The following is a 12426-nucleotide window of genomic DNA, read 5'->3' on the forward strand; positions in this document are numbered from 1 at the left end:
GAGTCTTGTGGATACGGTGATCCCATGCGCGATCAGGAACCCGGCCCCGGCCATCCGGAACGACGGCTGACCACCAAGGAGGCCGCCGAGCTGCTCGGTGTGAAGCCCGAGACCGTGTACGCCTACGTCAGCCGCGGCCAGCTGGGCAGCCGGCGCGTGCCCGGCGGCCGGGGCAGCACCTTCGACGCCCAGGAGGTCGAGACCCTCGCGCGGCGCAACAGGCGGGAGAGCAAAGGAAGTCCGGGCGTCGGCGCCGAACTGTCCGTACGCACCCGCCTCACCCTCATCCACGAGGACCGGTACTACTACCGGGGCGTCGACGCGACCGAGCTGGCCGCCCGGCACTCGTACGAAGAGGTCGCCGAATGGCTCTGGACCGGCCGGATGCGGCACGGAGCCACCTTCACCGCGCCGCAGACCGCTGTCGAGGCCGCCCGCCGCGCGGTCGGCGCCCTGCCCGAACACACCGGCCCCACCGACCGCCTGCGCGTCGCGGCGATCGCCGCCGCGGTGGCGGACCCGCTCCGCTTCGACCTGTCCGCGGACGCGGTGCTCGGCGCCGCCCGCGGCCTCATCCCGACCCTCGTCGCCGCCCTGCCGCCGAAGCTGTCCGCCCACCGGGACGGCGGTTCGCTGGCCCAGCGGCTGTGGGGGCGGCTCAGCTGGCAGCCCGCGACGGAGGCGCCCCTGCACCTCCTGGACACCGCGCTCGCCCTGCTCGCCGACCACGACCTGGCCGCGTCGACGCTCGCGGTGCGGGTCGCGGCCGGCGCCCACGCACACGCGTACGCGGCCGTCACCGCGGGGCTCGGAGTGATCGAGGGTCCCCTGCACGGCGCGGCGAGCGGGCTCGCGCACCGACTGGTGCTCGACGTGCTCGACCGGGGCTCTGCAGGCCCCGTGATCGCGGAGGAGCTGCGGGCCGGTCGCCGCATCCCCGGCCTGGGACACCGGCTCTACGCCCAGGAGGACCCCCGCGCGCGCGTCCTCTTCGCCCGCCTGGCGGAGATCCCCGAGGCGGCGCCGGCGCTGGCCGCCGCCCGCGACATCGTGGACACGACCGCCCGCCACGCCCCGCTGCACGCCAACGTCGACCTCGCGCTGGCGGTCCTGACGGCGTCCTGCGGCATGGAGGCGTCGGCCGGCGAGACCGTCTTCGCCGTCGCCCGGACGGCGGGCTGGATCGCGCACGCCCTGGAGGAGTACGGCGAACGTCCCCTGCGCATGCGCCCGAGCGGAGTCTATGTGGGCCCGAAACCTCCCCGGCCGATCCCCGAGTAGGCCTGCCGCACCGCGCCGAACGGCCGTGACGCTGCGGCGCCGGAAATCGAGCGGCACGTGCGCGCGTGCCGTGTCGCGGGACACGCGCCCCACCGGAGGCCACTGAGCACCAAGTCAGGTTAGGCTCACCTCTGTGAGTACGTGCACGACCGTCTCGCGGGACCTCGACGAGCCCATGCCGGGGACCGCGGCCACGGCGACCACCTGGCTGCTCCTGGAGCAGCCCGGCCCCTGGGGTGCCAAGGCGCTCACGTCGAGCCACCTGGATCCCTCGCTGGGCCGCGCCCTGGAGGCCGCCGCGCAGGGCACCGGCGTACGCGTCGCGCTCATCCGCCGCCCCGGACCTCACGCCGACTTCGGCACCCCTCCCCTGCGCCAGGTGTACGCGGCCCACACCGTGCCCGGCGGGGCGTGGCTGCACAGCGCCAGGACCGATGACCCGGGCCGGCTGCTGGACCTCGACTTCGCCGCGCTCGGCCGAGGCGACCACCGGACCTTCGGCACCGCGCTCGGTGGTACTCCGCACACCGGCGACCCGCTCGCCCTCGTCTGCACCAACGGCAAGCGCGACCGCTGCTGCGCCCTCCTCGGCCGCCCCCTCGCCGCCGAGCTCGCCGCGTCGGACGTGGACGGCGTCTGGGAGGTCACCCATCTGGGCGGTCACCGGTTCTCGCCGACCGTGCTCGTCCTGCCGTACGGCTACGCCTACGGCCGCGCTCGGGCCCACTCCGTCAAGGAGGTGCTGCACGGCGTCCAGGAGGGTCGCATCGTCGTGGACGGCTGCCGCGGGAGCTCCGCCTGGGAACGGCCAGCCCAGGCGGCGGAGCTGGCCGTGCGGAGGGCGACCGGCGAGTACGCGGCGGAGGCCCTCACCGTCGTGCGCACACAGGGCGAGGCGCCGCGCTGGGAGGTGACCGTCACCCACGTCGACGGGCGGCACTGGCGGGTCGTCGTGGCCCAGAGCGCGTCCCTGCCGCCCCGCCCGGAGAGCTGCGGGGCAGCGGTCCTGGGATCACCCGCGCGGATGGACGTGGTGGCGGTGCGGGAACGGAGGCCCGCGGTCCTGGTCGGCTGATCGGCCGGTCCATACCGGGCGATCACGCCGTGAACCGATCGCCGAACCGTTTCCTCTTGAGCCGATCAAGAGATCCACACCACACACCCCTACGGCTCTGCGGGGCCGCCCGCGTACCGTCGTGGGCATGAGCCCCACTCCCCCCGTCCGCCGCCTGCGCCTCGGCCTGCCCCGGCGCGTCTTCTCGCAGGTCCTGCTCATGCAGCTGGCGATCGCCGCGGGAGTCGCCGTGCTCGCGACCGGGCTGTTCCTGGCACCGCTCGGCGAGCAGCTGGACGACCAGGCCATGCGCCGCGCGCTCGCCATCGCGCAGACCACCGCCGCCGTACCCCAGATCGCCGAGGACCTGCGGCGCACACAGCCGTCGGCCGACGGGCCGGTGCAGCGCGAGGCGGAGCGGATCCGTGCGGCGAGCGGGGCCGAGTACGTGGTGGTGATGGACCTCCGCGGCGTCCGCTGGTCCCACACCGAGCCGCAGGAGGTCGGCGGCCACGTCTCGACGGATCCCAGCGAGGCCCTGGCCGGCCGGGAGGTCATGGAGATCGACGACGGCACCCTGGGCCGCTCGGCTCGCGGCAAGGTACCCCTGCGCGACAGCACGGGCCAGATCGTCGGGGCGGTCTCGGTCGGCATCGAGTACGACAGCGTGCGCGCCCGGCTGATCCACGCCATCCCGGGGCTGTTCGCCTACGCGGGAGGCGCGCTCGCCGTGGGGGCGCTGGCCGCCTGGCTGATCTCCCGGCGCGTTCAGCGACAGACCCGGGACCTGGCGTTCTCCGACATCTCGGCACTGCTCGCCGAGCGCGAGGCGATGCTGCACGGCATCCGGGAGGGCGTCGTGGCGCTGGACCGGACCGGCCGCGTCCGCCTGCTGAACGACGAGGCGCAGCGTCTGCTGGGCATCGGGGACGAGGCAGTGGGCCGGTCACCGGACGAAGCGCTGGGTGAGGGCCGTACGTCCGACGTCCTGGCCGGCCGGGTGACCGGCACGGACCTGATCGCCGTCCGCGGCCAGCGCGTGCTGGTCGTCAACCGGATGCCCACCGACGACGGCGGCGCCGTGGCCACCCTGCGCGACCGCACCGAGCTTGAGCAACTGGGCCGGGAACTCGATTCCACGCACGGGCTGATCGACGCCCTGCGGGCCCAGGACCACGAGCACGCCAACCGCATGCACACGCTCCTGGGGCTGCTCGAACTGGAGATGTACGACGACGCCGTGGAGTTCGTCGGCGAGGTGGTCGGCGACCACCGGGCGACGGCCGAGCAGGTGACGGAGAAGATCGGGGATCCGCTGCTCGCCGCCCTGCTGGTCGGCAAGGCGACCGTCGCGGCCGAACGCGGCGTGGCGCTGCGGATCTCGGAGGGCACGCGGCTGCCCGACCGGCTGGTCGACCCGCGCGGGCTGGTGACCGTCGTGGGCAACCTGGTGGACAACGCCCTGGACGCCGTGGCGGGCGCTCCCCACGCGCGCGTGGAGGTCGAGTTGCGCGCCGAGGGCCGCACCGTCGTTCTGCGCGTACGGGACACGGGGCCGGGAATCCCGGCCGGACAGCATGAGTTGATCTTCACGGAGGGCTGGTCCACGAAGAAGCCGCCGGCCCACGGCAAGCGCGGCATCGGCCTCTCCCTGGTGCGCAGGCTCGCCGAGCGGCAGGGCGGGCGCGCTTCCGTGAGCGACGCGCACGGCGGGGGCGCCGAGTTCACCGTCGTACTGCCCGAGGCACTGACCGAGGCCCAGATGGAACCCGCCCTGGCCGCGTCCGCGCGGAGCACTGCCGAGGAGGAGGCTCGATGATCGAGGTCCTGGTCGTGGACGACGACACCAGGGTCGCCCGGGTCAACGCGGCCTACGTCGAGAAGGTGCCGGGCTTCCACGTCGCCGGCGTGGCGCACAGCGCGGCCGAAGCGCTCCGCCATGTGGGGCAGTTGCCGCGACTCGACCTGATCCTGCTCGACCACTACCTTCCCGACGGGACGGGCCTGGAGGTCGTTCAGGAGATACGCGGACGCGGTCACCAGACCGACGTGATCATGGTCACGGCCGCACGGGACGTCACGACGGTGCAGGCGGCGATGCGGCAAGGCGCCCTGCAGTACCTGGTCAAGCCGTTCACCTTCGCGGGTCTGCGCGGCAAGCTGGAGGCGTACGCGGAGCTGCGCCGTACGCTCGACAGCCGCGTCGAGGCCGAACAGGCCGACGTCGACCGCATCTTCGGGGCCCTGTCCGCGCCCTCGGAACCGGGGCTGCCGAAAGGGCACTCCCCCACCACGGCGGAACTCGTGCGCCAGTCCCTGATGAACGCCGAGGGGCCGCTGTCCGCCCTGGAGATCGCCGAGCGCACCGGGGTCAGCCGCCAGACCGCGCAGCGTTATCTGAAGCTCCTGGAGCGCACCGGCAGGGCCCGGCTCACCCTGAAGTACGGCGACGCGGGCCGCCCGGAACACCGCTACGTGTGGGCGACCCGCGCCTGAGGACGCGGCCCGTGGACGGCGGGCGAGGCCCTGAGGTCTTCCCGTCCAGGAGGGCGGCGACGGTCGGGGCAAGACCTCAGACGGCCCCCGCACCCGTCAGCGAGCGGACCTCGGTCTCCGCGTGCTTGGCCTCGTCCGGCACCTCGGCCGAGGTGACCGTGCCGAGCCAGCCGGCGAGGAAGCCCAGTGGGATCGAGACCAGCCCGGGGTTCTCGAGCGGGAAGATCTGGAAGTCGACGTCCGGGAAGAGCGCCTGGGGGCTGCCCGAGACCACGGGTGACAGCACGACGAGCACCAGGGACGGAACCAGCCCGCCGTAGATCGCCCAGACGGCACCGCGGGTGGTGAAGCCCCGCCAGAACAGCGAGTACAGCAGGACCGGCAGATTCGCCGACGCGGCGACGGCGAAGGCGAGTCCCACCAGGAACGCGACGTTGAGATCGCGGGCCAGCAGGCCGAGGCCGATCGCGGTCGCACCGATGCCGACGGCGGCGATCCGCGCCACCGTCACCTCGCTGCGCGGTGCGACATGCCTGCGTCGCAGGGACGCGTACAGGTCATGGGCCACCGACGCCGAGGAGGCGAGCGTGATCCCCGCGACCACGGCGAGGATCGTGGCGAAGGCGACGGCCGCCACGATCGCGAACAGCACCGTCCCGCCCGTGGAGCCTGCTCCGCCGCCCAGGTCGAGGGCCAGGAGCGGTACCGCCGTGTTGCCGGAGGCATGGGAGCCGCGTACGGCGTCCGGGCCGACGATCGCCGCCGCGCCGAAGCCGAGGACGATCGTCATGAGGTAGAAGCCGCCGATGAGTCCGATCGACCAGACGACGGAACGCCGGGCGGCCCGCGCCGTCGGCACGGTGTAGAAGCGGGACAGGATGTGCGGCAGGCCCGCCGTCCCCAGTACCAGTGCGAGCCCCAGGCTCATGAAGTCGAACCGTGAGATCCAGTCCCCGCCGTACTTCAGGCCGGGCGCCAGGAACGCGGCCCCGTGGCCGCTGCGCTCGGCCGCCGTGCGCAGCAGCCGGTCGAAATCACCGTGGAACCGCACCAGGACGAGCACGGTGAGCACGATCGTGCCGCCGAGCAGCAGAACCGCCTTCACGATCTGGATCCATGTGGTGGCCCGCATACCCCCCAGCGACACATAGATCACCATGAGCGCGCCGACCCCGATCACCGCCCACGTCTGGGCAGCCTCGCCCGTGCCGCCGAGCAGGAGCGCGACCAGGCTGCCCGCGCCCACCATCTGCGCCACCAGGTAGAGGATCGACACGGTGACCGAGGCCGTTCCCGACGCGATCCGCACGGGGCGTTCGCTCATCCGCGCGGCGATGACGTCGGCAAGCGTGAAGCGCCCGCAGTTGCGCACCAGTTCGGCCACGAGGAGCAGCACGACGAGCCAGGCCACGAGAAAGCCCACCGAGTACAGCAGCCCGTCGTAGCCGAAGAGGGAGATGAGCCCCGAGATGCCCAGGAAGGAGGCGGCCGACATGTAGTCGCCCGCGATGGCAAAACCATTTTCCATGGGCGAGAACAGCCGCCCGCCCGCGTAGAACTCCTCCGCCGAACCATGCCGGCTGCGGCTCACCCACGTCGTGATTCCCAGGGTGATCGCGACGAAGGCACTGAACAGCACCAACGCCAGCATCTGATGGTCACCGGTCACACCGCACCGCCTCGTGCCTCGCGCGTCAGTTCCTGGGTGTCCCAGCGCAGTTCGAGCGCCGCACGGTCCCTGCGCAGCCGCGCGTGCCGGGAGTAGGCCCAGGTGAGCAGGAACGTGCTGAGGAACTGCCCGAGTCCCGCCACAAGCGCCACGTTCACCGCGCCCCACACGGGGCGGGCCATGACTCCGGGCGCGGTCGTCGCCGCCACGACGTAGGCCACGTACCAGAGGAAGAATCCGATGACCGCGGGAACGACGAACCGCCGGTAGTGGCTGCGGACTTCCTGGAACGCGTCGCTCCGCTGCACCTCGACGTACACGAGGGCCGCCGCGGCGGCCCCGTCCGTACGCTGCCGACGGGCTGCCGGAACCTCGGTCACGGGCGGGCCCACGGTGGCCGACTCGCCCCAGCCGGAGGCCAACGCGTCATACCAGGGGTCGTCGTAGCGCACGTCCCCGGGTGCCTCGCCGGATGCCAGGCCCGCGCCTTGCCGTCGGTCGCCCGAACTCTCGGAACCCTGCTCGCTGCCGCGGCCACGGCCGTTGCTTGACTGCATGCCCAAGCATGGACAGAACGGGAAGATCCCCGACTCTTCTTCCCCTCCCACTTCACCCCATCAGGTGACGAAAAGCCCCGTTCACCCCGTCGGCGGACGCACCAACCCCTCCCTGAACGCGTAACGCACCGCCTGCGCCCGGCCCTTGAGCCCCGTCTTGGTGAACATGTTGTTGATGTGGGTCTTCACCGTCGCCGTGGACCCCTGCAGTTCGCGGGCGATCTCCTGGCTGTTGAGCCCCTCCGCGATCAGGACGAGCACCGCGGTCTCCCGCGCGGTCAGCCCGTCGGGCGGCCCGACGACCACCGTCGGTTCCGGCTCGGGCTCCGAGAGACGCTCCAGCAGCCGCCGTTGAACGCTCGGCGACAGTCCCGCGTCCCCGGACAGCACGCTCTGCACGGCCCACAGGATCCCGTCGCCGCCCGCGTCCTTGGTCAGGTAACCCCGTGCGCCCGCTCTGAGCCCGGGGAACAGGGACTCGTCGTCCCCGAAGGCCGTGAGCACCACGACCTGGGTTCCGGGATGCCCGGCACGGACGCGCCGAGGCGCCTCGACTCCGTCACAGCGGGGGATCCGCAGGTCCATGAGCACCATGTCCGGGGCGAGTTCGGCGACGAGCCGCACCGCCTCCTCGCCGTCCGCGGCGGCGCCCACGACCTCGGTCCCCGGCAGCGGCCCGAGCAGCATCACGGTGCCTTCCCGGACGACGGTCTGATCGTCCGCCACCAGGACCCGGGCGAGCAGCCGTCTCGGCCGCGGGATCCCCTCGCGGCCGAGCGCCTCCCGGGAGGGCCGGCGCAGGAAGCTGTCCCGCATCACACGCGCTCCTTCCACCGGGGCCGGGACGCGCCGTCACCGTACGCCGGGTCGGGGGCCGGGGCAGGGGTCGGCTCCAGGGACCGCACCCGCCACGTCAGGATGCCGGAGCGGACGAGCAGGGTGGCGGCGAGAGCGAGCAGCAGGGCCGAGCCGCCCTGGTGGACGCCCACCATCGCGCCGCACGCGAACAGACCCGCACGCAGGCCGATACCGACGGCCCAGACAGCCGCGCCCGCCCTGGTGGTCCTGCTCCACACCGCGCCGTCCGCCTCCACCCATATGCGCGTGGTCCAGGCCCAACCGGCTCCCATGGCGAGACCCACGAGCAGTTCCCCGGCAAGTATCTCGGCGGATGCCGTGTGGTGGCGGGCGTCGAGGAGGCCGGGCTCGTGCAGGGCCGCGACGGCCAGGATGCCGGGCAGCACCCCCCAGCGCCGGTACCTGTCGACGCGGCCGGCGCGGAACTGCCGCACGATCACCACGGCGGCCGCGGCCGCGATCAGCAGTGCGTTGGCGAGCCCGGCCCGGGCATGTCAGCTTCCGTGAGCGGGAAGGGGCCGTCGACGGCGAGTGCCACCGACGCCTCCGGCGCTACGGAAAGGCGCGAGTCCGCAGATCGGACTCCGAGTGGATCATGGGTGGATCTCAGCGAGCCGTGCTCTCCACCCACCGGTGGAGCCTCCGCCGGCCACGCCCGACCGGAACGCCGGGCGGGGCCGACCCGGTGGCCGGGTCGGCCCCGCCCGGTGGCCCGCCCGGCCCGGCGTCAGCTGCTACGCGTCGATCCGCGACCGGTCCAGCGTCGCCGCCGAGCTGGAGATGAACTCCTTGCGCGGTGCCACGTCGTTCCCCATGAGCAGGTCGAACACCTGCTCGGCCGCCTCCAGGTCGGAGAGGTTGATCCGCCGCAGGGTGCGGTGACGCGGGTCCATCGTGGTCTCGGCCAGCTGATCCGCGTCCATCTCGCCGAGGCCCTTGTAACGCTGGATGGAGTCCTTGTACCGGACCCCCTTGCTCTGGAACTCCATGAGCTTGTCCCGCAGCTCGCGGTCCGAGTACGTGTACACGTACTTGTCCTGCCCCCTCTTGGGCTGGACGAGCTCGATGCGGTGCAGCGGCGGCACCGCCGCGAACACCCGGCCCGCTTCCACCATGGGCCGCATGTACCGCTGGAACAGCGTCAGCAGCAGGCACCGGATGTGGGAGCCGTCCACGTCGGCGTCGGTCATCATGATGATCTTGCCGTAACGGGCCGCGTCGATGTCGAAGGTCCGTCCGGAGCCCGCTCCTATGACCTGGATGATCGCACCGCATTCGGCGTTCTTGAGCATGTCGGTCACGGACGACTTCTGAACGTTGAGGATCTTGCCCCGGATCGGCAGGAGTGCCTGGAACTCGGAGTTCCGCGCGAGCTTCGCCGTACCGAGCGCCGAGTCGCCCTCGACGATGAACAGCTCGCTGCGGTCGACGTCGTCGCTGCGGCAGTCCGCGAGCTTGGCGGGCAGGGAGGAGGACTCCAGAGCCGTCTTGCGGCGCTGGGCGTCCTTGTGCTGCCGGGCCGCGATACGCGTGCGCGCGGCGGCGACCGCCTTCTCCATGACGACCCGCGCCTGGGCCGCCGCGTCCCGCTTGGTGGACGTCAGGAACGCCTTGAGTTCCCGGGAGACCACGGTGTTCACGATGCGACGGGCCGCCGAGGTGCCGAGGACCTCCTTGGTCTGGCCCTCGAACTGGGGCTCGGCGAGCCGGACCGTGACGACGGCGGTCAGGCCCTCCAGGGCGTCGTCCTTGACGATGTCGTCCTCGGCGACGCGCAGCAGTTTCTTGGCGCGCAGCACCTCGTTCATCGTCTTGGCGACGGCCTGCTCGAAGCCCGCCACGTGGGTGCCGCCCTTGGGGGTGGCGATGATGTTGACGAAGGACCGGAGGGTGGTGTCGTACCCGGTGCCCCAGCGCAGCGCGACGTCGACGCCCAGCTCGCGGGTGACCTCCGTCGGCGTCATCTGACCGTGGTCGTCGAGGACGGGCACCGTCTCCTTGAAGGAGCCCTGCCCGGTGAAGCGGAGGACGTCGCAGACGGGCCTGTCGGCGGCGAGGTACTCGCAGAACTCGCTGATGCCGCCGTCGAAGCGGAAGGACTCCTCGCCCTTGCTGCCGCCGTCACCCAGGCCGTATTCGTCGCGGACGACGATCGTCAGGCCGGGCACCAGGAAGGCGGTCTGGCGGGCGCGCTGGTGGAGGTGCTCCAGGGAGAGCTTGGCGTCCTTGAGGAAGATCTGCCGGTCGGCCCAGTAGCGCACGCGCGTGCCGCTGCGGGTCTTGGGGATCCGCTTGGTCTTGCGCAGTCCGCTCGCGGGCTCGAACTTCGCGTCGGGCCCGGCGCCGGCGAACGCCCCGGGGACGCCGCGGCGGAAGCTGATCGCATGGGTGTGCCCGCCGCGGTCGACCTCGACGTCGAGCCGGGCGGACAGGGCGTTCACCACCGAGGCACCGACACCGTGCAGACCGCCGGAGGCGGCGTACGAGCCACCGCCGAACTTGCCGCCCGCGTGCAGTTTGGTCATGACGACCTCGACGCCGGACAGACCTGTCTTGGGCTCGACGTCGACGGGGATGCCCCGGCCGTTGTCCCGCACCTCGACGGAGCCGTCGTCGTGGAGGATCACCTCGATGTGGTCACCGTAGCTGCCGAGGGCTTCGTCGACGGAGTTGTCGATGATCTCCCAGAGGCAGTGCATGAGGCCACGGCTGTCGGTGGACCCGATGTACATACCCGGGCGCTTGCGTACGGCCTCGAGGCCTTCGAGGACGAGCAGGTGCCGCGCGGTGTAGTTGGAACCGTCCCGGTCTGCTCCTGCCAGCAGCGCTGTGGACGGCACGGACGTATCGGCGGTCACGCGGTTCGCTCCTCGCTGAATTTCAGATGGGCCCTCACGGGGTAAGGGCGCGGCTTCGGTCGCCGCAAAGAGGGTACCGAGGCCTGGTAGAGCCGTTGTCACGCCACCCTCCCCCGAACTCACACTAGTCCAGCGTCGCATGCGTGTTCGATCCCTCGATGGAGTGAAGTACATATCACGTTCCCTTCGAGGCATGAACCATTTAGGCTCCGGGCACGTCCTCATGAACAAACCGGCAATCCAGCCGGGAGGACCGGCCCATGACCGACAGCGCGAAACCGTACGACACGACAGACACGTAATACGGCACATTCGCCGCCAAACCGGCAGCAGACGGCCGCCTCGGAAGATTTTTTCGAGGAGAAGCCACGAGCGGGAACGTTTGGGGCTGGTTGGATGTTGACCCTGGTACGACAGCTCGTCGAGCTAGAGAAGAGGCGACGTGACTACTGTTCTGACCCCCGCGAGCCCGATGACGGCCGCTGACCGCTGCGACCGCTGCGGCGCCCAGGCGTACGTGCGCGTCGTCCTGCTCAGCGGCGGAGAACTGCTCTTCTGCGCCCACCACGGTCGCAAGTTCGAGCCGGAACTCAAGAAGATCGCCGCTGAGATACAGGACGAGACGGAGCGACTGACCGCCGTTCCCGCCTCAGAAGAAGAGCGCTGACCGTTCGCGTTCGACGACGAGCCACAACCGGCACAGGCTGGTAGCGGGCGGCCGCCCCTGCGTCCCAGGGGCGGCCGCCCGCACTCGTTCGTCGTGCCCGGTTCAGCCCGCGTGCGGCGTCCGGGTGGCGCCCGGCAGCGCGGCCTCCCAGCGCAGTGTGCCGACGATGTCGGACACGCGTGTGTAGACGCCGGGGCTCCCGGCCCGCCCGCATCCGTCCCCCCAGGACACGAGACCGATCAGTCGGCCCTGGGCGACCAGCGGGCCGCCGCTGTCCCCCTGACACGAGTCGCGGCCCCCCTGGGCCTCCCCCGCGCACACCATCGTCTGCACCCGGTACGCACCGTCGGCCGGCCCTGGGTACGCGTTCGCACAGACGCTGTCCCGCAGTACATGCACACGAGCGGCCCGCAGACCGTGGGCGTAGGAGCCGCTCCCCGTGGTGTCCCCCCAGCCGTAGACCATGGCCTCGGTACCCGGCCGGTACGCCGGATCGCCGACGCCGGCCATCGTGATGACCGAGGTCCGGGGCAGCGGCTCGGCCAGCTCGAGCACGGCGAAGTCTCCCGAGTTGCTGTGGGCGTCATAGGTCGGGTTCACCCAGATCTCGTTCACGGCGATCTCCCTGCCGACGTCCGAGTAGAGGTCCGTGCGGCCCGCGACGACCTTCAGATCGTGCACCCGGTCCGGGGGGACCCCCAGGGCTTCCTCACCCATGCAGTGGGCCGCGGTGAGGACCGTGGTCGGGCCGACGGCCACTCCCCCGCAGAACTGCCCGGACCGCATACCTCCGAACCGGTCACGGCTGGACAGGGCGACGGTCCAGGGGCTGTCGGACACGTCGACCGGGAAGCCGCCCACCACGACGCCTTCGGAGGCCGCGTGGGCGTCGGAGACCAGCGGTATGGCCATGGCCGCGGCCGCCAGGACCAGCGGCCGGGTCAGTACCCGGGCAAAGGGACGACGCATGCGGGCTCCTCACTCTG

11 protein-coding genes are annotated in these 12426 nt (G+C 71.9%); 5 read left to right on the forward strand and 6 right to left on the reverse strand.

Annotation, left to right across the window (positions count from 1 at the left end; genetic code table 11):
- The first annotated feature begins 24 nt into the window (after positions 1 to 24).
- The 4 genes from ACGFQC_RS16695 (at position 25) to ACGFQC_RS16710 (ending at position 4831) form a co-directional block, all read left to right on the forward strand.
- Positions 25 to 1281 carry a citrate synthase gene (locus ACGFQC_RS16695; RefSeq protein ID WP_363091901.1) on the forward strand — a complete coding sequence of 419 codons (1257 nt, stop codon included), beginning with the start codon at positions 25 to 27 and terminating at the stop codon, positions 1279 to 1281.
- Between the two features lie 133 nt (positions 1282 to 1414).
- Positions 1415 to 2356 (forward strand): sucrase ferredoxin, encoded by a 942-nt coding sequence (locus ACGFQC_RS16700; protein ID WP_363091902.1) that lies wholly within the window; start codon positions 1415 to 1417, stop codon positions 2354 to 2356.
- Positions 2357 to 2483: 127 nt separating this feature from the next.
- Positions 2484 to 4154, forward strand: coding sequence for a sensor histidine kinase (locus ACGFQC_RS16705; RefSeq protein WP_363091903.1), 1671 nt, complete (start codon positions 2484 to 2486; stop codon positions 4152 to 4154).
- Positions 4151 to 4831 carry a response regulator gene (locus tag ACGFQC_RS16710; protein ID WP_363091904.1) on the forward strand — a complete coding sequence of 227 codons (681 nt, stop codon included), beginning with the start codon at positions 4151 to 4153 and terminating at the stop codon, positions 4829 to 4831. Before ACGFQC_RS16705 ends, ACGFQC_RS16710 begins: the two co-directional genes overlap by 4 nt.
- Positions 4832 to 4907: 76 nt before the next feature.
- On the opposite strand, the gene ACGFQC_RS16715 is transcribed toward ACGFQC_RS16710, so the two are convergent.
- The 5 genes from ACGFQC_RS16715 to ACGFQC_RS16735 form a co-directional block, all read right to left on the reverse strand.
- Positions 4908 to 6500: a cation acetate symporter gene (locus ACGFQC_RS16715; RefSeq protein ID WP_363091905.1), complete on the reverse strand. Its 1593-nt coding sequence runs from the start codon at positions 6498 to 6500 to the stop codon at positions 4908 to 4910.
- Complete coding sequence (locus ACGFQC_RS16720) at positions 6497 to 7057, reverse strand: DUF485 domain-containing protein (protein ID WP_363091906.1); 561 nt, start codon at positions 7055 to 7057, stop codon at positions 6497 to 6499. The genes ACGFQC_RS16715 and ACGFQC_RS16720 overlap by 4 nt, the downstream gene beginning before the upstream one ends.
- An 81-nt stretch (positions 7058 to 7138) precedes the next feature.
- A complete protein-coding gene (locus ACGFQC_RS16725) occupies positions 7139 to 7873 on the reverse strand; it encodes a response regulator transcription factor (RefSeq protein ID WP_363091907.1) in 735 nt (244 codons plus the stop codon).
- On the reverse strand, positions 7873 to 8349 hold the full coding sequence (locus ACGFQC_RS16730) for a DUF1453 domain-containing protein (RefSeq protein ID WP_363091908.1): 477 nt from the start codon (positions 8347 to 8349) through the stop codon (positions 7873 to 7875). The genes ACGFQC_RS16725 and ACGFQC_RS16730 overlap by 1 nt, the downstream gene beginning before the upstream one ends.
- A 300-nt stretch (positions 8350 to 8649) precedes the next feature.
- Positions 8650 to 10773 carry a DNA topoisomerase IV subunit B gene (locus ACGFQC_RS16735; RefSeq protein WP_363091909.1) on the reverse strand — a complete coding sequence of 708 codons (2124 nt, stop codon included), beginning with the start codon at positions 10771 to 10773 and terminating at the stop codon, positions 8650 to 8652.
- A 442-nt stretch (positions 10774 to 11215) separates the two neighbouring features.
- Between ACGFQC_RS16735 and ACGFQC_RS16740 the strand changes: the two genes are divergently transcribed.
- Positions 11216 to 11440, forward strand: a complete 225-nt coding sequence (locus ACGFQC_RS16740; RefSeq protein ID WP_073492764.1) for a hypothetical protein — start codon at positions 11216 to 11218, stop codon at positions 11438 to 11440.
- A 102-nt stretch (positions 11441 to 11542) separates the two neighbouring features.
- On the opposite strand, the gene ACGFQC_RS16745 is transcribed toward ACGFQC_RS16740, so the two are convergent.
- Positions 11543 to 12409 carry a serine protease gene (locus ACGFQC_RS16745; RefSeq protein ID WP_363091910.1) on the reverse strand — a complete coding sequence of 289 codons (867 nt, stop codon included), beginning with the start codon at positions 12407 to 12409 and terminating at the stop codon, positions 11543 to 11545.
- Between the last annotated feature and the right edge of the window lie 17 nt (positions 12410 to 12426).

Origin of the sequence: Streptomyces sp. NPDC048734 (assembly GCF_043198675.1) — a bacterium.
Lineage (GTDB): Bacteria > Actinomycetota > Actinomycetes > Streptomycetales > Streptomycetaceae > Streptomyces.